Annotated in this window: 20 protein-coding genes; 11 read left to right on the forward strand and 9 right to left on the reverse strand. The window is 57.1% G+C overall.

Annotated elements, in window-relative coordinates:
• Nucleotides 1–20: 20 nt before the first annotated feature.
• Nucleotides 21–884, forward strand: coding sequence for a class I SAM-dependent methyltransferase (locus LCM21_RS01405; RefSeq protein WP_224888992.1), 864 nt, complete (start codon nt 21–23; stop codon nt 882–884).
• Nucleotides 885–932: 48 nt separating this feature from the next.
• Here the strand turns inward: LCM21_RS01405 and LCM21_RS01410 are convergent, their stop codons facing one another.
• From LCM21_RS01410 to LCM21_RS01425, 4 genes are all read right to left on the reverse strand, one after another.
• On the reverse strand, nt 933–1,760 hold the full coding sequence (locus LCM21_RS01410; protein ID WP_224888993.1) for a polyphosphate kinase 2 family protein: 828 nt from the start codon (nt 1,758–1,760) through the stop codon (nt 933–935).
• 126 nt (nt 1,761–1,886) lie between these two features.
• Nucleotides 1,887–2,948, reverse strand: coding sequence for a methyltetrahydrofolate cobalamin methyltransferase (locus tag LCM21_RS01415; protein WP_068331342.1), 1,062 nt, complete (start codon nt 2,946–2,948; stop codon nt 1,887–1,889).
• Nucleotides 2,949–2,957: 9 nt separating this feature from the next.
• Nucleotides 2,958–3,884 carry a methylenetetrahydrofolate reductase gene (locus LCM21_RS01420; protein ID WP_224888994.1) on the reverse strand — a complete coding sequence of 309 codons (927 nt, stop codon included), beginning with the start codon at nt 3,882–3,884 and terminating at the stop codon, nt 2,958–2,960.
• A 26-nt stretch (nt 3,885–3,910) separates the two neighbouring features.
• Nucleotides 3,911–4,207, reverse strand: coding sequence for a virulence factor (locus tag LCM21_RS01425; protein WP_224888995.1), 297 nt, complete (start codon nt 4,205–4,207; stop codon nt 3,911–3,913).
• Nucleotides 4,208–4,447: 240 nt separating this feature from the next.
• On the opposite strand from LCM21_RS01425, the gene LCM21_RS01430 reads away from it, so the two are divergent.
• On the forward strand, nt 4,448–5,560 hold the full coding sequence (locus tag LCM21_RS01430) for a Ppx/GppA phosphatase family protein (RefSeq protein WP_068331347.1): 1,113 nt from the start codon (nt 4,448–4,450) through the stop codon (nt 5,558–5,560).
• A complete protein-coding gene (locus LCM21_RS01435; RefSeq protein WP_068331350.1) occupies nt 5,560–6,276 on the forward strand; it encodes an RlmE family RNA methyltransferase in 717 nt (238 codons plus the stop codon). Before LCM21_RS01430 ends, LCM21_RS01435 begins: the two co-directional genes overlap by 1 nt.
• A gap of 1 nt (nt 6,277) precedes the next feature.
• Here the strand turns inward: LCM21_RS01435 and LCM21_RS01440 are convergent, their stop codons facing one another.
• The 3 genes from LCM21_RS01440 to LCM21_RS01450 form a co-directional block, all read right to left on the reverse strand.
• Nucleotides 6,278–6,466, reverse strand: coding sequence for a hypothetical protein (locus LCM21_RS01440; RefSeq protein WP_224888996.1), 189 nt, complete (start codon nt 6,464–6,466; stop codon nt 6,278–6,280).
• 97 nt (nt 6,467–6,563) lie between these two features.
• Nucleotides 6,564–8,465 carry a multiheme c-type cytochrome gene (locus LCM21_RS01445; RefSeq protein WP_224888997.1) on the reverse strand — a complete coding sequence of 634 codons (1,902 nt, stop codon included), beginning with the start codon at nt 8,463–8,465 and terminating at the stop codon, nt 6,564–6,566.
• On the reverse strand, nt 8,462–9,328 hold the full coding sequence (locus LCM21_RS01450) for a YihY/virulence factor BrkB family protein (protein ID WP_224888998.1): 867 nt from the start codon (nt 9,326–9,328) through the stop codon (nt 8,462–8,464). Before LCM21_RS01450 ends, LCM21_RS01445 begins: the two co-directional genes overlap by 4 nt.
• A gap of 156 nt (nt 9,329–9,484) precedes the next feature.
• Here LCM21_RS01450 and LCM21_RS01455 point away from each other — a divergent pair, with 156 nt between their 5' ends.
• Both LCM21_RS01455 and LCM21_RS01460 read left to right on the forward strand, forming a co-directional pair.
• On the forward strand, nt 9,485–10,570 hold the full coding sequence (locus LCM21_RS01455; RefSeq protein ID WP_224888999.1) for an AI-2E family transporter: 1,086 nt from the start codon (nt 9,485–9,487) through the stop codon (nt 10,568–10,570).
• Nucleotides 10,571–10,573: 3 nt separating this feature from the next.
• Complete coding sequence (locus tag LCM21_RS01460; protein WP_224889000.1) at nt 10,574–11,680, forward strand: acetoin utilization protein AcuC; 1,107 nt, start codon at nt 10,574–10,576, stop codon at nt 11,678–11,680.
• 50 nt (nt 11,681–11,730) lie between these two features.
• On the opposite strand, the gene LCM21_RS01465 is transcribed toward LCM21_RS01460, so the two are convergent.
• The gene (locus tag LCM21_RS01465; protein ID WP_224889001.1) at nt 11,731–12,411 is read right to left on the reverse strand and encodes a Crp/Fnr family transcriptional regulator; all 681 of its coding nucleotides are present in this window, start codon (nt 12,409–12,411) and stop codon (nt 11,731–11,733) included.
• Between the two features lie 196 nt (nt 12,412–12,607).
• On the opposite strand from LCM21_RS01465, the gene LCM21_RS01470 reads away from it, so the two are divergent.
• The 3 genes from LCM21_RS01470 to cls all read left to right on the forward strand — a co-directional run bounded on the left by LCM21_RS01470 (nt 12,608) and on the right by cls (nt 16,723).
• Nucleotides 12,608–14,245: an arylsulfatase gene (locus tag LCM21_RS01470; RefSeq protein WP_224889002.1), complete on the forward strand. Its 1,638-nt coding sequence runs from the start codon at nt 12,608–12,610 to the stop codon at nt 14,243–14,245.
• Nucleotides 14,246–14,312: 67 nt separating this feature from the next.
• Nucleotides 14,313–15,287 carry an HAD family hydrolase gene (locus LCM21_RS01475; RefSeq protein WP_224889003.1) on the forward strand — a complete coding sequence of 325 codons (975 nt, stop codon included), beginning with the start codon at nt 14,313–14,315 and terminating at the stop codon, nt 15,285–15,287.
• Between the two features lie 23 nt (nt 15,288–15,310).
• Nucleotides 15,311–16,723 carry a cardiolipin synthase gene (gene cls, locus LCM21_RS01480; RefSeq protein WP_224889004.1) on the forward strand — a complete coding sequence of 471 codons (1,413 nt, stop codon included), beginning with the start codon at nt 15,311–15,313 and terminating at the stop codon, nt 16,721–16,723.
• Here cls and LCM21_RS01485 read toward each other — a convergent pair.
• Entirely contained in the window at nt 16,720–17,154 is a 435-nt protein-coding gene (locus LCM21_RS01485; protein ID WP_068331370.1) for an ion channel, read from the reverse strand. The genes cls and LCM21_RS01485 overlap by 4 nt on opposite strands.
• Before the next feature lie 153 nt (nt 17,155–17,307).
• Here LCM21_RS01485 and LCM21_RS01490 point away from each other — a divergent pair, with 153 nt between their 5' ends.
• The 3 genes from LCM21_RS01490 to LCM21_RS01500 are packed head-to-tail and all read left to right on the forward strand — an operon-like array spanning nt 17,308 to nt 21,396.
• On the forward strand, nt 17,308–17,955 hold the full coding sequence (locus tag LCM21_RS01490) for an ABC transporter ATP-binding protein (RefSeq protein ID WP_224889005.1): 648 nt from the start codon (nt 17,308–17,310) through the stop codon (nt 17,953–17,955).
• The gene (locus tag LCM21_RS01495; protein WP_224889006.1) at nt 17,952–20,366 is read left to right on the forward strand and encodes an ABC transporter permease; all 2,415 of its coding nucleotides are present in this window, start codon (nt 17,952–17,954) and stop codon (nt 20,364–20,366) included. The genes LCM21_RS01490 and LCM21_RS01495 overlap by 4 nt, the downstream gene beginning before the upstream one ends.
• The gene (locus LCM21_RS01500) at nt 20,356–21,396 is read left to right on the forward strand and encodes a lipocalin-like domain-containing protein (protein ID WP_224889007.1); all 1,041 of its coding nucleotides are present in this window, start codon (nt 20,356–20,358) and stop codon (nt 21,394–21,396) included. Before LCM21_RS01495 ends, LCM21_RS01500 begins: the two co-directional genes overlap by 11 nt.
• Nucleotides 21,397–21,426: the final 30 nt, after the last annotated feature.

Here is a 21,426-nt window from a genome sequence, read left to right on the forward strand (position 1 = left end):
CCCACCGGCAGGAGGTCATCATGCAAGTTGCGAACGAAGAACAGGCTGAATACTGGGGCAGCTCGCCCTCTGGGGCCAAGTGGCTGACCTATGAGGAGCAAATGGATGAGTTGCTTGAACCAGTTCTCGATCTGGTCTTCGAGCGCGCAAGTTTGCAGCCCGGCATGCGTGTGCTGGATATCGGCTGCGGCACCGGGGCAAGCGCGGTAAGGGCCGCGCAGATTGTCGGCAGCACCGGGCATGTCCTTGCCGCAGATTTGGCGCAGCCATTTCTGACCCGCGCCGCGCAACGGGCCGCAGAGCATGGGTTGGTCAACATAGACTTTCAGTACGCTGATGCTCAGACCTATCCGTTTCCAGAGGCTGATCGCGACGCGATGATCTCGCGTTTCGGGGTCATGTTCTTCGAAGACCCGGTTGCGGCCTTTGCCAACATAAGTCGCGCCTTGAAACCGGGCGGTCAGATGACGTTTGCCGCTTGGGGACCGCTGAGTGGAAACCCTTGGTTCAAGACACCGCATATCGCTGCCTGTGCCCGGTTGGGGAACCCACCGCCCGTGGACCGAAACGCCCCCGGCCCTCTGGCCTTTCACGACCAAGATCGGGTGTCGGGTCTCTTGGAGGACGCTGGGCTGACCGAAATCGTTGTGGACCAAGTGCCCACCCATCTGCACATTCGTAGTACACTGGAAGACTGCGCCAAGCTGTGTACGCGGATCGGGCCTGCTGCCCGGCTGATCACCCTTTTCGAAGGCGATGACCAAGACGTCCTGGCGATTCAACAGGCAGTAGCTGAAGCCTTTCGACCCTTTGCCACCGAAAACACCGTTGAAATTCCGGCGCTGATCAACCTGTTTCAGGTGCGTCGACCCGAGACCGGCTAGACCGTCGGCGCGTTATTCGGCAGAAAGAGACTTTTCGCAGCGCCGCACCTACTCGGTCCGGGCGCGTAAACTATCAATCAAAGACTGATCAACATTCAGAACCTTGCAAGCCGCGTCCAACGTACGCTTGTCCAAATGCTGAGGGTTCAGATCAATATCCTTCGAAAACGTGTCCACAATGGCCCGCATGGCGGCGACTCTTGCATATTTCTTGTTGTTGGCCGGGATAACATGCCACGGAGCAATATCCGTTGATGTTCGGGCAAACATCTCATCAACTGCAACCTTGGCTTCGGACCACCGCTCGCGGTTTCGAAAATCCTCATAGGTCAGTTTCCAGCGTTTCATCGGGTTACGCAAACGCTCGGTGAACCGCCTCATCTGCTCTTCCTGAGAGATGTGGAAGAATAGCTTCACGATTCTTGCACCATCATCGATCAACATCCGCTCAAAATCGTTGATCTCGCGATAGGCCGCCCGCCAGCGTTTTTCCGGAGTGAGCTTTTCAAGCCGCTCCACCATCACGCGCCCGTACCAGCTGCGGTCGAAGGCAGAGATGGCACCTTCCGGAGGCAAACGCTCCCAAAAACGCAATAAATAATGGCGGTTCAGATAGTAGTTTCTGGGCGCTCCAATCGGCCAGACCTTGAAACTGCGCGGATCCAATGCCTGACTAATTCGTCGAATAGTGCCGCCCTTGCCAGCCGCATCCCAACCTTCGAAGACAAGCACCCCTTTCACACCGTGAAACAAAAACGCTTGTTGGATCAAGGCCAGGTGTGCCTGCAGATTGACCAGTTCTTGAAAATAAGCCTTTTTGTCCAGACGCTTACTTAAGTCGGCGTCCGCCAATTTCGGAGGGGTATGTTTTTTCATTTCAAAACCTGATCCTTGCCGCGAGAATCCCAGTATTGTCGCATGCCGCAATTGCTACGTCATTGATCAGGGTCAATAAAAAAGGCCGGGCGTAGTACCCGGCCTGTGATCATCCTGTTGCAGCGATTACGCGCGGCGACGACGGCCACCGCCACGGCGTCCGCCAGCAGCGCCAGCGGCGCCGGCCTCTTCTGGCGCTTTGTTGAACTTGATCCACTCACCACCATGCGGGTCGTTGTTGGTCAACAAGTTAGCGGCGCGGATGGCCTCCATCTCTTTGCCAGGGCGCGGCTTTGTTGAGCCCAAGCCGAACATTTGAACGAATGTCTCATCGTCCATACCCTCGGGCAGAATTATGCCTGCAGCGGCGACGGCTTCTTTCTTTTCAGCAATCTTTTTCTGCGTCACCGGCAGAGCCACCGGGTTCATGATCGCCGAAGTCATACCTGCACCCATCGCCATGGGCAGGAAGGCATTGTTGATACCGTGACGGTTCGGCAAACCGAACGAGATATTGGACGCACCGCATGTGGTGTTTACACCCAGTTCTTCACGCAAACGGCGCACCAGGGCAAACACTTGCTGACCAGCCGTTGCCATCGCGCCGATGGGCATGACCAGTGGGTCAACAACGATGTCATGGGCGGGAATGCCATAGTCGGCAGCACGTTCAACGATCGTTTTCGCAACCGCAAAACGGACATCCGGGTCTTCGGAAATCCCGGTGTCATCGTTCGAAATTGCAACTACGGGTACGTTAAACTTTTTGACCAACGGCAGAACCAGCTCGAGACGCTCTTCCTCGCCCGTGACCGAGTTCAGCAGAGGCCGACCTTCTGCTGCTTCAAGACCTGCTTCCAGCGCCCCAGGGACCGACGAGTCGATGCAAAGCGGCACATCAACCAAGCCTTGAACCAGCTCAACGATCTTGCGCATTAGCGGCGGTTCGGTTTCGTTGGGGTTGGGGTTCGAGTTGTAGACAACGCCTGCATTGATGTCCAAAACGGTCGCACCCGCCATCACCTGCGCCAGCGCGTCTTTTTCGACAGTTGAGAAATCGCCTGCCTCAAGCTCGGCCGCCAGTTTTTTTCGGCCGGTCGGGTTGATCCGTTCACCAATGACACAGAACGGCTCGTCAAAGCCCAGAACCGCGGTTTTTGTTTTTGATTCTACGACTGTACGAGTCATATCCGTTCCTTAAGAGTTAGCTGGCTTTGCCGAAGCGCCGCCATTGTCGATTGCCCAATTGGCGTTGGTCTTGATGCCACCAAGCGGGAAGAAATGCACATTGGTGATGTTAAAGTCCGGGTTGGCCGCCTTGTGCTCTGCCAATTGGGTCAAAACGTCGGTCGGCTCGTAGGGCAGCAGCAGCTTGGATACATCCATCGCACGTTTTTGCAGAACCTTCAGGGACGGGCCTACGCCACACGCAATCGCGAATTTGATCAGCGTTTGCAGCTTGGCCGGACCCGCGATGCCGATATGGATCGGCAGGTCGATACCTGCCTTTTTCAGGCCGTCCGCCCAAGCGATGATCGGCTTGGCGTCGAATGCGAATTGCGTGGCCAAAGCCATCTCGGCATCCGTGGTTTCGCTGAATTTCTGTTTCCAGCGCAGCGCGTCTTCGACATTTTTAGTCGAACCGTCCGGATCGATGTCCTTGTTGCCCTCGGGGTGGCCCGCCACGTGCAAACGTTTGAAACCCGCCTTGTCGAACAGCCCACTTTCCAGCAACTGCATCGAACTGTCGAACGCACCGTGCGGTTTTTCTACGCCGCCGGCCAGCAAAAGCGCCTGATAAACGCCTGCTTCGCCCTGATACATGGCAATCCAGTTTTCCAGCGTTGCCGCGTCTTTGATGATGCGCGCGGGAAAATGCGGCATGACCGGATAGCCTTCATCCGCAATGCGTTTTGCCGTCTTGACCATGTCTTCGATCGGCGTACCCTCGATGTGGGCGATGTAGACGCGCGTGCCTTCGGGCAGCAGTGCGCGAAAATCTTCGACCTTCTCGGCGGTGCGTGGCATCACCTCGATCGAATATCCTTTCAAAAAGGCTTCGACGGTCGGGTTTACCGGGGCCTTTTCAGCCGCATCACGTTTCTTGAAGTTCAGCAAAGCCATTGCGGCCTCCCATAAAGATCTGGGGCTCATGCCCAACCGTCATTGGCGATCAGTGCCTTGACACGGTCCTGATCGTATTCTGTTTCCAAACGCAGGGCTTGCGCCTCGGCAATCTCGGACGGGTCGCCCTCAACTGCAAAGGGTTCGGCTTTGCGCCACTCGGCCAGATAGGCATCACTGTCCTTGGCGTTCACCTTCATGGCTGCACGGTCGATGGCTTGTTCGAACCGTTCCTCCAACTGCCGCTTTGCACCGCGACGACCTTTGCCGACGATGACTTGGGCCGGGATATCGCGCCAGTATACGATGGTGACGTCAGGCATTGCCTTTGATTCCTCCTAACCAGATGTGACGGTTCTAAACACCTATATGGGCCAAGGTCGGTCGGTTTTCGACACACGGCGTATTTCAAACGACCTTTTGCCTTGGATGCGTTCTGCGCTTTCTACCGAAAACACGAGCAAATGCGCACCTCAAAATACTCATCACCTTAATGAGCGTCTTGCAGGTTGGATTAGGCCGACATATGGTCGGGGTAACTCGTAAATCGGAGGGCGTGGAAGATGGCGCCCAAGCGTCCCAAAGGTGCGGGCGCGTTCCCGAAGGCGGTCGAAAGCCCCGCGCCGGCAAGGCCCGATCCAGACGCGTTGTACGCGGCACTGGACTTGGGAACAAATAGTTGCCGCATGTTAATAGCCCAGCCCAAGGGCAGCGGGTTTCATGTGGTGGATAGCTTTTCCAAGTCCGTGCAGTTGGGCGCGGGTTTGGAACGGACCGGACGGTTGTCTCGGTCCTCGATGGCGCGCACTATTCAGGCGCTCCGCATCTGTCAGCAAAAGCTGAAACGCAACAAGGTCAAACGCATGCGCCTTGTCGCGACAGAGGCGTGTAGGCGTGCAAAAAACTCACGCGATTTCATTCGTCAGGTAAAACGCGAAACCGGCCTGACGCTTGAAATCATCCAGCCCGAGGAAGAGGCGCGCCTGGCCGTCATCTCTTGTGCGCCGCTGGTGTCGACCAAGACCGAGCAGTTGTTGGTCGTGGATATCGGTGGAGGTTCGACCGAGTTGGTTTGGATTGATATCTCGTCCGTACCGCGCCGTGATCGCCCTGCGGCGATCATGCGTTTGCACAACGGGTTTCACACGGTCGAAAGCCCGTTTCCCGCGGCCAAGGTCGTAGACTGGATTAGCGTTCCGCTTGGAGTCGCGACGTTGAGAGATCAGTTCAACGATGTCGAAGACGACTCGGCCCGCTTTGCCTTGATGAGCTGGTTTTTCGAAGAAAACCTGGCCGACTTTGCGCCCTACAAGGACGAGCAGGCCCGGGAAAGATTTCAGATTGTTGGAACTAGTGGGACGGTGACGACCGTGGCTGCCTCTCATCTTGGGTTAAAGCGCTATGACCGGACCAAGGTTGACGGTCTGCGCATGACCAGCGATCAGATTGACAAAGTCATACGGGGATACTTAGAACTCGGCCCACTTGGGCGACGACGTGATCCGCGTATCGGTGATGACCGGCAAGCCCTGATCATGTCCGGCTCGGCCATTTTGCAGGCATTGCTGCGTTGCTGGCCCACCGACCGCCTTTCCGTGGCGGACCGTGGGCTGCGCGAAGGTTTGCTTTATGCACAGATGAGCGCGGACGGCGTATTGGAAGACGGACCGTTTTGATGGCGAAAAAACCAACCGGCAAGAATACCTCGGGCCGCGGACAACGCGACCTTAAGGTCAAGGTAAAGACAGCGCGCGGGCGAAAGCTCAGCTCGACCCGCTGGCTTGAGCGGCAGTTGAACGACCCGTACGTCAAACGCGCGCAGGCCGAGGGCTATCGCGGGCGCGCGGCATATAAGATTCTCGAGTTGGACGACAAGTTCCGCTTTCTCGTCCCCGGTGCGCGTGTTGTCGACCTTGGCTGTGCGCCCGGCGGCTGGTGTCAGGTCGCTGTAAAACGTGTGAACGCGCTGGGCGAACGGTCCGGTAAACGCGTCGGCACTGTTTTGGGTGTCGATCTGCAAGAGGTCGAACCCGTGGCTGGCGCGGAAACTCATGTGCTGGACTTTATGGAGGATGACGCCGACCAAAAGGTCAAAGACTGGCTGGGTGGCAAGGCGGATGTTGTCATGTCTGACATGGCGGCAGCCTCATCCGGGCACAAGCAAACCGACCATCTGCGGATCATGGCCTTATGTGAAACAGCGGCCTACTTCGCCTTTGATGTGCTAGAGGAAGGCGGCACCTTTGTTGCCAAGGTTCTGGCCGGCGGTGCCGAGGGCGATTTGCAGAAACTGCTCAAGCAGAAGTTCGAAAAGGTTGCGAATGTAAAACCACCCGCGTCCCGATCCAACAGCTCTGAAAAATTCGTGGTCGCGACTGGCTTTCGCGGTTGAACTAGTCGTCAATCCAACGCCGATCACCGGTCAGGAATTGCTCGCGCAGCGAATCCACCGCAGTACGTTGCAGCAGCAGCGCCTCACCGTGGTTTATGTATTTTGGTTTCCTGGCCTGCAAATCTGCGATGCGCTGATTAAGCTTTGATGGGTTCTGCAATTGCGATGTATGGACCGGTTTCTCAGACATACGTCACCTCGGGACCTGTTGGGGTTACTAACTTGCCCCCTCGTTAACCCAGAAATTTGCCGGGAACGTGGCGCAATCCGGGCCGCGACATGCCGTTTTATGGGGTAAGCTGCGCTTTGAGCTGCAAAAGGTTCGCGTCTTGCGGCAGAATTTCCAAGCCTTCATTCAGCACGTCCCGCGCGGCTTCGGCACCGCGATTGATCTGTGCCAACTGCACCAACATCGGCCATGCCTCAGCGCGTTGCGGATCAAGGGCGACGACTTCGCGGAAAGCGCGTTCAGCGGCCGGGGCGTTGCGGAACGTTAACGCCATTCCGCCCAGAACCAGATGGGTTTCAGGAAAATCCAGACGATTGGCAATTGCGCCCTGCCATTCTGCCATGCTTTGCGCCACACGCGTCTGCTGTTCTGGCGCCAGGGACTGAGCCGGAATGCTCAGAAACTCCTTGGCCGCCGAAATTCGAACATTCAGCGTCGGGTCCGAGAGCAAAGGCTCAAGCCGTTGGACTTGATCCCGCAATTCTGCCTGACGTTGTAGCGGCGCAGCATTGGCGCGCACCAAGGGGTCAGGGTCTAGCAGCAGGGGCGCGGTTTGCGCTGCGACCTCAGCCGATGCAAAGGGCTGCAATAGATAAGCAGCCGTCGCGCGCACGATCCCTGCCGCCTCAGCGTTAGTCGCAATTTCCAGCAACGCATCCGGTCCGTCGGCCTGACCAGTTGAGGCCACATGAAACGCCGTGCCGAAATGTGGTGTTCTACGCGCCGAGTCAGGGAACCATGCCGCGATCTGTTCCGCGGCCCAAGCCTGATCTTCGTCTTCGTGACAATCGGTGCAGGCGTCCTCACCCAACCCCAGATCAGGGCGCGGTATACGAAAGCTATGATCTCGCCTTCCATCAACGCCCATATAGACGCGCTCGATCATGTGGCAGGTTTTACACTGCGCCCCTTCGCTGTCATCCGGGTGGTGATGGTGTAGCGGCGTATCATACTCCCTATCCGACAGGGTCGGAAAATCGGGATTGCCTGCGGGGGAATGGCATTGCGTGCAAACGCCATTCCCCTCGGCCTTTAGCGTTGCACTGTGCGGATCATGGCAGTTCATACAACCAACACCCTGCGCATACATTTTGGATTGCAGGAACGAGCCGTAAACATAGACCTCATCCAAAATCTGCCCATCGGGGTGATATAGACCGGGGCGCAGCACTGCCAGATTATAGGCGTCGTGGTAGGAGGTCCCGGGAAGCGGGTTACCATCGCCATGCGCCTCGCGCCGGGAATGGCAACCGGCGCATTGCTGGATTTCGGCCTCGGTCCGGCCCCTGCCCCAGCTCATGGTGAAGCCATACTCGCTTAGATCGGCAGAAACGGGTTGATCTTGCGTCCAGTCGATATGAGCAGACCCGGGGCCGTGGCAGGCCTCGCACCCAACCCCGATCTCGGATTGAACCGAGCCATAGCTGCGCGTCTCGACGTCATAGTTTTTTTCGAACCCCGTGGCATGGCATTCTGCACACCGCGCGTTCCAGTTCTTATAGGGACCGGTCCAATGCAGCCCGTCATCCGGTGGAAGGTCCTGATCGGGATAAAGGTGAAACCAACGTCGGTTCTCGGTATCCCATACGACATCGAAACTCTGCAATCGGCCGGGTTCGGTTTCGAACAGATATTGCTGCAACGGCTCAATACCAACCACCGAGTGCACATCGTAGGGCGTGGTTACACCGTCCTTTTCGGTAACACGCGCTTGCAGCCCGTCGCCCGCCATGCTGAAGTCTACCGACATACCGTCGTGCTCAAACACAGTACCGTCAAAGTCAGCAACTACATGGCCATCTTCGACCTGTGTCCAAGCGAGGGCGTGATGGGATGCGGCCCATGCCTCGGCCTCGGCCTTATGGCACTCGACACACTGGTCTGAGCCGACATAATCAGGCGTTTGAGCGACGGTCAGAACCGGTGCCAGTGACACGAGGACAACCGCAACCGCCCTCACGCGGTGTGCCCCTTTGGATCATTCTGCATATCCATCAAAGCGCCGTTATACTCAGCCCCCAAGATCAGAATCGCGGCGCAAAGATACAAGAAAATCAGCGCTGCCATCGCCCCGGCCAAGCCTGCGTAGGTTGCGCTGTATGATGCAAACTGCGCGATATAGACGGAAAACCCCCATCCACCTGCAGCCCACAGCGCCAGCGTCAATACAACTCCCGGCAGGATTTGACGCAGTTTGTGACGACCAGTCGGCAGGATCAAATGTGCAACAAGCACCACACCGATTGGTACACCCACGGTGAAGGTCCAGCCCAGACGATCCACGGACAGCCATTCCGACACGTCTACATCCGTCTTCTCGGAAACAAGCTGAGTGTATACAGGTAGAACAACCTCGACCGCAGCGACGATCATGATGGTGATGCCACCAGCAACCACCAAGCCCAGACAGAGCAAACGCGTTTTCCAAAAGGGCCAACTGTCATTGTCGTGATAAGCTTGGTTCATTGCCATACGGACAGCGACCACACCGTTAGAGGCAAAGAATACCGCCAGCAAACCACCCAACGTGATCACACCCGAGCCGGATTGATCCAGAACCGCGCGCAGTTCGGCCACGATTGGCTCGGCCACATCACTGGGCCACGCACCAAAAATCAGCTCGATCAGGTCGTTCGTGATATAGTCTTGCGACAAAGACCCGGCCAACGCCACGGTAAACAAAGCAAAGGGAAACAGCGCCAACATCATCGACATGGCGACATGGCTGCTCATGACAAAGCCGCTTTTGGCATCGAAACGGGCAAAGGCCAACCAAAGCGCCTGAACCGGGCGGCTAACATAGGGAATCACACGCGCGCTCATATTCAAAGCCTAGCGTGTCAGCCGCACTCAAAGAACCGGCAATCCTATATGTTACATAATTATTCGAATACAAATCTTTAGTCGCATTGCCTAATCTGTCGTTGCCGTGCAGGATCACCCTTTCATATGCGCGTTTTTCCTAAATCGGGCCAAGCTATGACACCGGACGAAGACAGTACCTCAGCGCCGACCACGCTCAAACTCTCCGTCGTGCGGGACGTGACGATTGTGGCGACGCTCGTCGTGCTGGGGCTATACGCTGGCGCCGCGTTTTTGATCCCGTTGACCATGGCGCTGTTGGTGAATGTTCTGATCATTGCGCTCAGCGACCGGATCAATGCATTGACCCCTATGCCGGTCTGGCTGGCCAATGTCGCGGGCGTCACAGTTGTTTTGGCCGGGCTGTTCGTCATCATGTATATTCTGGGCAGCCAGGCGACACAGTTCGCCCGGACCATCAGCACTTACGAAAGCCAGTTCGACGAGACCGTCAGCCGCGTGACCGGCTTTGTCGGCAATGACGTGACTGCATTCATCCGCGACAACCTTGTGAATATCGATATGTCCTTCATCGCGCGCATCTTGATAGGCAGTGCGACGTCACTGTTGAATCAGTTCTTCCTCATCAGCCTTTATGTCGCCTTCCTAATGGCCGAGCGACTGGCCTTTCGTAAAAAACTAAGGCTGGCCGCGGGCGACCCGAAGACCGGAGCCGATTTTGCCGCTATCCTGGATGCAATCACGCTCAGCCTGCAACGATATGTCGGGGTAAAAACCCTGATCAGCCTGATCACGGCTGGCATCAGCTATTCGGTCTTCAGGCTGCTGGGCCTCGAGTTTGCCGAAACCTGGGCGGTTCTGACGTTTGCGTTGAACTTCATTCCTTCCATTGGCTCGATCATCGCGGTGGTTTTTCCGTCTCTGATCGCGCTGGTTCAGTTCGAAAGTATCGTGCCGTTTCTGGTGATCGTACTCGGCTGTGGCACTATTCAATTTGTGATCGGTAATTTTCTGGACCCTGCCCTGTTGGGTCGTTCGCTGAACATGTCGACCTTCCTGGTCATCTTGGCGCTTATGTTCTGGACCACGATCTGGGGGCTGATCGGAGCATTCCTGAGCGTGCCGCTGACCGTTTGTATCCTGATCGTGTTCAGCCACATTCCAGCGCTCCGCCCGCTTGCAATCATGATGTCTCTGGATGGAAGGCTGGGCGATGAAACCCGCCCCGACTCTGCTGGCTAGATAATGCGCGCGCCCCTGTTCATCGGATCAGAGATTTACCGCAAGTCGACCTATGGATCGAAACACCCCTTGGCGATCCCACGCGTGTCGACCGTTATTGACCTGTGCAGGGCGCAGGGATGGCTTACACCTTCGAACTATCGTGTCAGTCCTTGCGCAAAGCCCTCTGCGCTTATGGCATTTCACACGCCAGACTATATCACCGCGTTGCAACAGGCCGAGAGAGATCAGGCAGTGTCGGACGAAACGCGGCAGAAATACGCGCTGGGCACTCTGTCGAATCCTGTTTTTCCCGAAATGTACCGGCGCCCCGCGACCGCTGCAGGCGGATCGATGCTGGGTGCGGAACTGATCCGCGACAAAGGCATCGTGTACAACCCCGCAGGCGGTACACATCATGGCCTTGCAAACCGGGCAAATGGGTTTTGCTATCTGAATGACCCGGTGTTGGCGATCCTGACCCTGCTGAATGCCGGGCTCGACCGCATTGTCTACATCGATATCGACGCCCATCATTGTGACGGGGTCGAGGCCGCCTTTCACGGGTCAACAAAGGTTCGGATGATTTCAGTTCATGAGGCGTATCGTTGGCCGTTTAGCGGAACCCTGGACAATGATGCAGGCGGGGCTGCCTTCAATCTGCCAGTCGCACGCAATCTGAATGACGATGAGTTCTATGCGATACTCGACCAGTTGATCCTGCCTGCCACGACATCGTTCGCCCCTCAGGCCATCGTTCTGCAATGCGGTGCTGATGCCGTGGCAGAAGACCCGCTGTCGCGCCTGACGTTATCGAACAACGCCCATTGGCATGCTGTCACCCAAATACGTGATGTAGCACCCCGTCTGCTTGTCTTGGGCGGCGGCGGGTATAACCCCTGGTCGGTCGCGCGGCTATGGACGGGCGTGTGGGCGACACTGAACAGGATCGAAATTCCAGACGTCCTGAACCCCAGTGCTCAGGCTGTGCTGCGTGAACTGACATGGAACCGCGTGGCCGGCAAACAGCCGCCGCGGCACTGGTTCGAAACCTTGCGTGATGCGCCCAATCACGGGGAGATACGCTCTGAGCTGCGGAACGATCTAAAATTTCTTGCCGAACGCATTTGATGGTTGGACGGCACCACCCGCAAGCGTGTCCACCTCTGACTCGCTGCCGATCAGGTCTGGCAATTGGCAATCAGCGCTTGCTTGTCTTTCAGACGCACCCGACCATAGCCAAGTTCGATCAGACCCAAATCCGCAAGGCGGTGCAAACTGCGATGCAATGTGGGTTGTGACACGGCAATCATTCCGGCCAGCTCTTCCTGGCTCACCACAATCCAATCGCCTTGCTTGCTGCTTCCTTCATCAAGATGAAGCAGCCGCAACACAAGCCTTTTTTCACTGCCGGTGACGGCCAGATTTGCCATTATTCGCAGCGCTGTCTGCATGTTTTCTTGAGTAAGCGCATAGAATTCGCGGACATAGTGCGGATTGGCTTTGACAATTTTTGCCACCCGCGAGTTGGGAAAAAACAGGGTGTCTGTTTCCTGTGTTGTTACGATAGTGACAAGGCGTGGGGCATCGGCGAACAAGGCCAAGTCACCGATCCAGAACCCCGCCCCTTCGCGGTGCAACACAAACTCCTGCCCGTCATCAGCCGGGGCGGTGATCTGAACGCCGCCGTTGAGAACAGCGAATATACCGTTTGCAGGATCACCGTAATGGTAAAGCGTCTCCCAAGCGTCGAAGGTCTTTGGGATCCCGCATTCCAGCAAGTCCCGCTGAAAACGTTCAGAGCGTCGGCTGAACCAACGACCCTCTTGAAAAAGCTTTTGATTATACCCTTTGTCTAACATTAGTATACTTCAATATCATCATATGATTGGTTTTCAATCCTGCTGTTATCCTAAGCTATCGGTGTTCGATTCCCGGCAAGCTGAAACATCGCCGTGCAGATTTCGATTTTTAAGAAGCTTTTGGGCTGATTTGGCCAGCCATCAAACAAATCAATGTTCCGGGCTCATCAAGCCCATTCCAGAACGGGAGCACATCATGTCACCACCACGTCCGTTTGCAGACAATTGGCGCACGAACCTGCGTCGCTTTGCTGTGGCTACAATCGCCGTTACGTTGGCAATCCCCGCTTGGGCGCAAGATCAAAAGCCCAACATCCTGGTTATCTGGGGTGACGATATCGGTCAGTCCAATATCTCAGCTTACACCTTTGGCATGATGGGCTACCGCACGCCCAACATCGACCGGATCGCCGCCGAGGGCATGATGTTTACCGACTATTACGGTGAGCAATCCTGCACCGCGGGGCGGTCGTCCTTCATCATGGGTCAGTCGGTGTTCCGCACGGGTCTTTCCAAGGTGGGTCTGCCCGGTGCGGAAGAAGGTATGCAGGTCGAGGATCCGACCATCGCGGGCCTTCTCAAGGCCGAAGGTTATGCAACCGGACAGTTCGGTAAAAACCACCTTGGCGACCGGGACGAGCATTTGCCCACAAACCACGGCTTTGATGAGTTCTTTGGCAACCTCTATCACCTCAACGCCGAGGAAGAGCCCGAGAACGAGGACTATCCTCGTGATCTGGTGCTGCCGGACGGCACAACCTTTCTTGAGCGCTTCGGGCCGCGTGGCGTGATCCGGTCCTCGGCCAGCTACTCCGAAACGGAAATCACACAGAACATCGAAGACACCGGGGCGCTGACCATCGAACGGCAGGAGGTTGTCGATGATGAAACCTCCGAGGCCGCGATCGCCTTCATCCGCGAGCACACCGAAGCGGGCACGCCGTGGTTTGTCTGGTGGTCAGGTACGCGGATGCACTTCCGTACCCACGTCAAGGAGGAGATGCGCGAGACCGCGAACGAGCTCTACAACGGTGAGAATGCGGATGAGTACACCGCCGGCATGATCGAGCATGACATGCACATCGGTGATTTCCTCGACGTGCTGGACGAGCTTGGCATCGCCGACAACACCATCGTGTTTTATTCGACAGACAACGGTGTCCACATGAACACCTGGCCCGATGCTGGCATGACGCCTTTCTGGGGCGAGAAGAACACCCAGTGGGAAGGCGCGTGGCGCGTGCCGGCGATGGTCCGCTGGCCCGGACAGATCGAAGCGGGTCAGATTTCGAACGAGATCGTTCACCACATGGACTGGATGCCGACCTTCCTCGCTGCCGCTGGCAACGAGACGATCAAGGAAGATCTGCTAGAAGGCGTCACGGTTGATGAGATGGCGGGCCGCGAATACCGCGTGCATCTCGACGGCTACAACATCCTGCCGATGCTGACCGGTGAGACCGACGAAAGCGGGCGCGACGAGATCTTCTACTTTACCGATGACGGGGACCTCGCGGCGCTGCGGTATCGCAACTGGAAGATCACCTTCCTTGAGCAAAAAGAATGGTCAACCTTCCGCGCCTGGATGGAGCCGTTGACACCGCTGCGCGTGCCGCTGATCACGCATCTGCGGCGTGATCCTTATGAACGGGGATACCGCACGTCGAACACTTATTACGACTGGATGATCGACCGTGCCTTCATGCTGGTGCCCGCACAGCAGTACGTCGCACAGTTCCTTGCCACCTTTGCGGAGTATCCGCCGCGGCAGGAAGCGGCGAGCTTCAGCCTCGACAAGGTGATGGAAAAACTGACCTCACCAACCAGCAACTAACAACTTTTGAGAACAAAGGGCCGCCCGTCAAAAGGCGGCCCTTTCTAGATTGAAAAAGGATTTCCTCATGAAAGCCGCCCTTCTCGCCACTGCTGTTTTCATGGCTCCGTTCTCTGTATTGGCCGACCCGTTGCCTAGCTGGACAGAATCGGACACGAAGACCCGCATTATCGAGTTCGTGAATGCCGTCACTGATCCTGACAGTCCCGATTACGTGACACCGGCAGACCGTATCTCTGTGTTCGACAATGATGGGACGCTATGGGCAGAACAGCCGGTCTATTTTCAACTGACCTTCGCGATGGACCGATTGGCCGAGCTGGCACAGGCTGACCCTTCAATCCTGTCCAACCCGACATTGGAAGCGGCGGCTGAGGGGGATCTGCAGGCCATCGTCGACGGCGGTCATGACGCGCTGATCGAGGTTGTCAACGCCTCTCACGCCGGTGTCAGTGTCGAGCAGTTTCAGGACTCGGTCGCGAACTGGCTCGACACCGCGCGGCATCCCGATACAGGCCTGCCCTATGACCAGATGACGTACCAGCCAATGGTCGAGTTGCTGCGCTATCTCAGAGACGAAGGGTTTCGCACCTATATCGTCTCAGGTGGCGGGCTGCATTTCATGAGGGTATTCGCCGAGGAAGCCTATGGCATACCCCCAGAACAGATACTCGGCACTTATACGGACACCACATATGAAACGGTTGATGGTGAGCCGGCAATCATCAAGGCCCCAGGCATTGCGTTTATCGACGACAAGGAAGGTAAGCCGATCAATATCGAGCGTACAATCGGGCGACGACCAATACTGGCTGGCGGAAATTCCGATGGCGATTTTGCAATGCTTGAATGGACAACCGCGGGCTCTGGGCCGCGCCTGGGCATTTTGGTTCATCACACAGACGCCCAGCGTGAATGGGCCTATGACCGCGAAAGCCCGATCGGAAAATTGGTCGACGGGTTGGACAAAGGCCCTGAAATGGGCTGGGTCATAGTTGATATGGCGCAAGACTGGGATCGCATCTACACTGGGGGCGATTAAGACACTCAGAGACTGATAACCCCATGTGGACATTGCTTGTTTCCGCAGCCGTCTTCTTCCTGTACCTGACGGCTGCGGTCTTTGCGATCCGGGCGGCTCAGACAGCGCGCACGCCTCAGGGTGCGGTTGGCTGGGTGGTGTTCCTGATCTCGGCGCCGTTCTTTGCCGTTCCTCTTTACCTGTTTCTCGGGCATCACAGATTCCGGGGATATCGGATCGCACGTAAGCAAAGCGAACGAGTTGTCGAAGGTATCAAGAGCTTCGCGGATTTCTCACAGCCTGATCTTTCGTCGATGTCCATCAACCCCCGCCCGTTCGAGGCGCTGGCGCATTTGCCCGTATCCCGTGGCAACGGGGCTGAGCTGTTGATCGACGGACAGGCCACGTTTGACGCCATCTTCGATGCCATCGACGCCGCAAAAAGCTATATCCTGATCCAGTTCTATATTGTCCGCGACGATGCGCTTGGCAAAAAGCTTCAGTCCAAGCTGATCGCGGCGGCAAAACGCAAGGTTTCTGTTCGATTCATGACCGATGCGGTGGGCAGCTATGGCTTGCCGACGGCCTATCTGGACGCTTTGCGCGCAGCCGGGGTCGAGGTAGCCAACCCGCGCGACCGGCGTGGCCCGCAGCATCGGTTTCAACTCAATTACCGCAATCACCGCAAAACCGTGATCATAGATGGCGAAATTGGGTTTATCGGAGGTCACAACGTCGGCGTCGAATATCTGGGTCAGAACAGCCATTTCGGTCATTGGCGCGATACACACCTGAAAATGACCGGCCATATCGTCCGGCAATTGCAGTTGATTTTTGTCGAAGACTGGCACTGGGCCCACGAAGAGGATCTGATCGACCTGCTGGATTGGGCTGGAGATGAATCCGAACAGGACATGAATGCCCTATTGGTTGCAACAGGCCCCGGGGACGAGACGGAAACCGGCGCGATGATGTTTTTCTCGGCCATCACTGCGGCCAAAAACCGAATTTGGATCGCGTCGCCTTATTTCGTGCCCGATATCGACGTCATGACAGCCTTGCAACATGCCGCACTGCGGGGTGTCGACGTGCGCATTCTGGTCCCAGATGTAATTGACCATCGCCTGCCCTGGCTGGCCGCCTATGCCTATTTCGACGAAATCCGCGAATGCGGAGCGCGGGTGTTTCGATACACAGATGGCTTTTTGCATCAAAAGGTTTTCGTCGTCGATGATACCTTGGCTGCAGTGGGCACAACCAATTTGGACAACCGCTCATTCCGGTTGAATTTCGAAGCCATGGCATTGTTTTTCGATAAGCGTGCGACTGATGCCGTAGACAAAATGCTGCGCGCAGATTTTGAGAACAGTTATGAACTGACGCGCAACCTGCCCGAGCAACCCGCATACATCCGGTTCGGCTCGCCACTGGCGCGGCTGTTTGCGCCGATCCTTTAAGAGATCAACTCTTCCTTGAACACCTGGGTAAACAGCGCAACCATGAACGCAGTAGACAGCCCGAAGGCCAAAAGCCCGGTGACCGATGCGAATGCCCCAAAAATACGAAGATCTTCGCCCAGCACGACGTCACCGTAGCCCAGCGTCGTGAACGTCACCAACGAGAAATATAGGGCTGTATTCCAATCCGGCAGAACGTCTCTGAGAACCCATACAATGGCCCAGAGCCAGACCTGAAACGTATGGATCGCTACGATGAAGCCCAAGGCCATACTGATCGGCCCAGCGATGGTAAGGAACCGCTTGCTGTTCTCTAATCGAATGGACATTTGACGGACCACTTGGGTGCACCACGTCAAAAGGGCAATCTCGATCAGAAAGCAGATCCCGAGATAAATACTCCCCCATAAAATCTGCTGCGTTAATGTCATCAAGCTGTACCCCGGTTCCCAAAAAGTGCGGTCACAATGGCGATTTGTCCGCAAAAGAACAAGGCTGTGACAAAGCGAAACGTGAACGCCTTGGTGCTGGACTCTGCGCTGCGGCGCTGCACATTGTGGCTTGCACCGTGCAAGGGGTTTTGAATGCTGCTGAATATCGAAAAGGTCCAGAAATCCTATCCCGGCGGGCGTCCGGTTCTTCGGGATGTCTCGTTGACCCTGGACCATGGGCAGACGCTTGCGCTGACCGGCGAAAGCGGCAGTGGTAAAAGCACGCTTCTGAACCTTGCTGCCGCCTTAGACAGCTTTGACGGTGGCGAGATCACATTGGACGGAACTGCCCTGTCGCCGTTGGATGATCGTGGACGCGCTGCCTTGCGACGGCAAAGCGTGTCTTTGGTCTTTCAGCAGTTCAACCTGATCCCGTCACTGACCGTTGGCCAGAACCTGTCATTCCACGCACGGCTGGCAAACCGCGAAGACACAGGTTGGAGCGCACAACTGGCCGAAAGGCTCGGCTTGGCCGATTTGTTGACCCGCTTTCCGGAAAACTTGTCTGGTGGACAGCAGCAACGCGTCGCCATCGGGCGCGCGATGGCCGTGCGACCGAAACTGCTGTTGGCGGATGAACCAACCGGCAATCTGGATGAAACAGCCAGTGCGAATGTACTGGACCTGATGCTCTCGCTTGTTGCGGAAACGGGGGCTGCTTTGCTGCTGGTCACCCATTCACAAGACATCGCGGCGCGTCTGGATAGGCAGGCACATTTGGCTGGCGGACATATCGTATGACCTTTGCCATAGTACAGGCTCTGCTATCGCATTGGCGGCGGCATCGGCTGCAATTGGCGACGTTGTTGATTGGCATCGCACTGGCGACCGGGCTGTGGTCGGCTGTTCAGGCCATCAATGCGGAAGCTCGTGCCAGTTACCAGCGGGCAAGCGATCAGCTTGCCCTTGGCCTTTATGACACCTTGCGCGATCCGTCCGGAACAATTGCGGTTGACCGGTATGTTGCGCTTCGCCGGGCTGGATGGCAGGTTTCTGCGGTTTTGGAAGGCCCGGTACGGATTGCCGGGCGCACGGTTCAGGTGATGGGGGTCGACATGGTGACCTATCCTGCGCTTCCCGCCATGACGCAGACTGAGCAAAGCGACGCGCCCCCAGACCCATCCGATATGTTGACTGCACCCGGACGCTTGTTGGCTACACCGGAATTGGCTGAGCACCTGAAATCGCAGACTGAATTACCGCCCATCGTTGTGTCGGACGCGGTTCCGCCCGACTTGATCTTGACAGATATCGGCGTGGCCGAGACCCTGCTGAACAAGCCCCGACAGATCTCGCGGCTTGTTATTTTGCCGGATCAGCCGCGCGGCGTGCCTGCGCTGTCCGAAATCGCGCCAGACCTTCAAAGGGTCGAAGCCTCGGCCCAACTGGATACACAGCGCCTTACCGACAGCTTTCATTTGAACCTCACGGCCTTTGGCCTTCTGTCTTTTGCCGTGGGGCTGTTCATCGTCAACGGCACGGTTGGTTTGGCCTTCGCACAGCGGCGCGCGATGATCCGCACCCTGCGGGCGCTGGGTGTCTCGATGCGGCGGCTGGTTTGGATGATCACGGCAGAACTGACCTTACTGGCCTTAATCGGTGGTGCGTTGGGGTTAGTCCTTGGGTTCTTTTTAGCCGGAGCGCTTTTGCCTGACGTCGCCGCAACTTTGCGCCGGTTGTACGGCGCGCCGGTGGATGGGCAAATATCGCTGCAACCGGAATGGGCTCTGGCGGGGCTAGGGATGGCCTTGGGGGGCACGTTTCTGGCCAGCGGACATGCCTTGTTCCGCCTGTCACGGATGCCGATACTCACCGGGGCCGGAGTGCAGTCGTGGCGGAGTTCCAGGTCGGGCCAACGCTTCAGCTTCCTTATTGGGACGGCTCTGATCACCGGAGGCTTTGCCATCGGCTACACGGTTGAAGGGCTGGTTGCTGGATTTGCAATGGTGGGTGGTATTCTGACAGGTGCGGCACTGGTGTTGCCGTACTTTTTGACCCTAGTGCTTTCCGTTTTTCAACGCCGCGCCCGTGGGCCTGTGGCACAATGGGTTTGGGCTGACATGCAGGCGCAACTGCCCGGGTTATCACTGGCGTTGATGGCTTTGTTGCTGGCGCTGGCCGCGAATATCGGCGTTGGAACTATGGTATCAAGCTTTCGACTTACTTTCGTCGGCTGGCTGGATCAACGTCTGACGTCAGAACTGTATGTAACTGCCCGGGACGATCAGCAGGGTCAAGAGATTGCGCAGTGGCTTGGCCCTCAGGTGGACGCAATCCTGCCGATCCGCAATGTGGAGTTAACACACGAAACCGGGCCGCTTTTCTTGTATGGCGTGGTCGATCACGAAACTTATCGTGACCACTGGCCCCTCATCGCCTCATCAGATAGTGCCTGGGATCGGGTTCTGGCGGATCAGGCCGTGATGATCAACGAGCAATTGGCCCGTCGCGCGGATCTTTGGCCAGGTGATATGCTGACCCTGAACGCAGAACATACTTTGACAATTGCAGGCGTCTATTCGGATTATGGGAACCCAACAGGTCAGGCAATCGTGTCCATGCCGCAACTTGATCGAATTGCACCGGGGGCAGAGACGCGCCAGTTCGGCATACGCGGGTCACCTGAACGCGCCACCGAATTGGCAGAAGCGCTGCGTGAAAGGTTTGACCTGTCTCGACAGGCCGTTGTTCAACAAGCCGCCGTCAAGGCGCAGTCGCTTGCCATCTTTGACAATACCTTTGTGGTGACGTCCGCGCTGAACGTGCTGACACTTGGCGTGGCCGGGTTCGCCATTTTGACCAGCCTGCTGACGTTGTGGACTCAGCGCCTTCCGCAGATCGCTCCTGTCTGGGCGCTGGGGCTGACGCGGGCGCAACTGGCGCGGCTGGAGCTTTTGCGCAGTGTATTGTTGGCGGCGTTGACGGCCGTTTTGGCCCTACCGCTTGGACTGGTCCTGGCTTGGGCACTGCTGGCGGTGATCAACGTGCAGGCCTTTGGCTGGCGGTTACCGATGTTTCTGTTCCCGGTGGATTGGGCCTACCTGTTCGTGCTGACCTTACTGGCCGCTGCAGTTGCTGCTGCCCTGCCCGCCCTGCGGGTCTTGCGCTTGCCGCCTGCTGATCTTTTGAGGGTCTTTGCCAATGAACGCTAGAGTTTGGCTTGTTGTTTTGCTCCTGTTGCTACCCAGCACATCCTGGGCGCAGGGCTATGCTGGCTTAGGCGGGTCCGCCGATGGGTTCGACGTTCCCAAGCGCGACTATCAGTTCGAATTCCCGCGGGATCACGGTCCGCATCCAACCTATAGGATTGAGTGGTGGTACCTAACCGCCAATCTTTCCGGTGAGGACGGGCGCGACTATGGCATTCAATGGACCCTCTTCCGGTCCGCCCTGAAACCTTCCGAAGCCGACGGCTGGCAAAGCCCGCAACTCTGGATGGGTCATGCGGCCGTAACCACACCGGAAACACACTACTTTGCTGAACGTCTTTCACGCGGTGGGATCGGTCAGGCCGGGGTGACGGCCGCGCCGTTCGAGGCATGGATCGACGAATGGTACATGCGGGGGCCGGACCTGAATACAGTCTCCCTTTCGGCCAGCGGTGCCGAGTTTGCCTATGATCTGGACCTCACAGCGCAAGGTCCGCTGGTGTTTCACGGGGACGCCGGATACTCGGTCAAATCCGCCGATGGGCAAGCCAGCTATTACTATTCCCAACCGTTCTTCGAGGTCGAAGGCGCTTTAAACCTGCCTGACGGCGATGTGGCGGTCACTGGTCACGGCTGGCTGGATCGAGAATGGTCGTCGCAACCCTTGGCCGACGATCAAACTGGTTGGGACTGGTTTTCATTGAGCTTTGACGATGGCGACAAGCTGATGGCGTTTCGTCTGCGCGGCGGGCGCGGTGATTTCACCGCCGCCACATGGATAAGCCCCGACGGCACAACGACCCCACTGCCTAACGGGTCTGCGTCATTCACGCCGCTGAACACAACGCGCGTGGCCGGGCGCGACGTGCCGACCGAATGGCACGTCACCCTCCCCGACCGTGGCTTGGACGTTGAGGTCTCTGCGATGACGCCCGACGCGTGGATGGCCACGCAATTTGAATACTGGGAGGGTCCGGTAACCGTCAAAGGCAGCCACACCGGACGAGGTTATCTTGAGATGACAGGCTATTAGCGGCCGACGTTGTCACCGTTTTGATTGTAG

The sequence above is a fragment of the Ruegeria profundi genome (assembly GCF_020171505.1).
In the GTDB taxonomy this organism is placed as follows: domain Bacteria; phylum Pseudomonadota; class Alphaproteobacteria; order Rhodobacterales; family Rhodobacteraceae; genus Ruegeria; species Ruegeria profundi.

Bases quoted from the DNA above. Each gene is read 5' to 3' on its own strand.
- LCM21_RS01495 (WP_224889006.1), top strand. From the start codon at position 17,952: ATGACCTTTGCCATAGTACAGGCTCTGCTATCGCATTGGCGGCGGCAT.
- LCM21_RS01485 (WP_068331370.1), bottom strand. From the start codon at position 17,154: ATGACATTAACGCAGCAGATTTTATGGGGGAGTATTTATCTCGGGATC.
- LCM21_RS01410 (WP_224888993.1), bottom strand. From the start codon at position 1,760: ATGAAAAAACATACCCCTCCGAAATTGGCGGACGCCGACTTAAGTAAG.
- cls (WP_224889004.1), top strand. From the start codon at position 15,311: ATGTGGACATTGCTTGTTTCCGCAGCCGTCTTCTTCCTGTACCTGACG.
- LCM21_RS01455 (WP_224888999.1), top strand. From the start codon at position 9,485: ATGACACCGGACGAAGACAGTACCTCAGCGCCGACCACGCTCAAACTC.
- LCM21_RS01425 (WP_224888995.1), bottom strand. From the start codon at position 4,207: ATGCCTGACGTCACCATCGTATACTGGCGCGATATCCCGGCCCAAGTC.
- LCM21_RS01465 (WP_224889001.1), bottom strand. From the start codon at position 12,411: ATGTTAGACAAAGGGTATAATCAAAAGCTTTTTCAAGAGGGTCGTTGG.
- LCM21_RS01430 (WP_068331347.1), top strand. From the start codon at position 4,448: ATGGCGCCCAAGCGTCCCAAAGGTGCGGGCGCGTTCCCGAAGGCGGTC.
- LCM21_RS01405 (WP_224888992.1), top strand. From the start codon at position 21: ATGCAAGTTGCGAACGAAGAACAGGCTGAATACTGGGGCAGCTCGCCC.
- LCM21_RS01460 (WP_224889000.1), top strand. From the start codon at position 10,574: ATGCGCGCGCCCCTGTTCATCGGATCAGAGATTTACCGCAAGTCGACC.
- LCM21_RS01415 (WP_068331342.1), bottom strand. From the start codon at position 2,948: ATGACTCGTACAGTCGTAGAATCAAAAACAAAAACCGCGGTTCTGGGC.
- LCM21_RS01500 (WP_224889007.1), top strand. From the start codon at position 20,356: ATGAACGCTAGAGTTTGGCTTGTTGTTTTGCTCCTGTTGCTACCCAGC.
- LCM21_RS01450 (WP_224888998.1), bottom strand. From the start codon at position 9,328: ATGAGCGCGCGTGTGATTCCCTATGTTAGCCGCCCGGTTCAGGCGCTT.
- LCM21_RS01420 (WP_224888994.1), bottom strand. From the start codon at position 3,884: ATGGCTTTGCTGAACTTCAAGAAACGTGATGCGGCTGAAAAGGCCCCG.
- LCM21_RS01470 (WP_224889002.1), top strand. From the start codon at position 12,608: ATGTCACCACCACGTCCGTTTGCAGACAATTGGCGCACGAACCTGCGT.
- LCM21_RS01490 (WP_224889005.1), top strand. From the start codon at position 17,308: ATGCTGCTGAATATCGAAAAGGTCCAGAAATCCTATCCCGGCGGGCGT.
- LCM21_RS01435 (WP_068331350.1), top strand. From the start codon at position 5,560: ATGGCGAAAAAACCAACCGGCAAGAATACCTCGGGCCGCGGACAACGC.
- LCM21_RS01475 (WP_224889003.1), top strand. From the start codon at position 14,313: ATGAAAGCCGCCCTTCTCGCCACTGCTGTTTTCATGGCTCCGTTCTCT.
- LCM21_RS01440 (WP_224888996.1), bottom strand. From the start codon at position 6,466: ATGTCTGAGAAACCGGTCCATACATCGCAATTGCAGAACCCATCAAAG.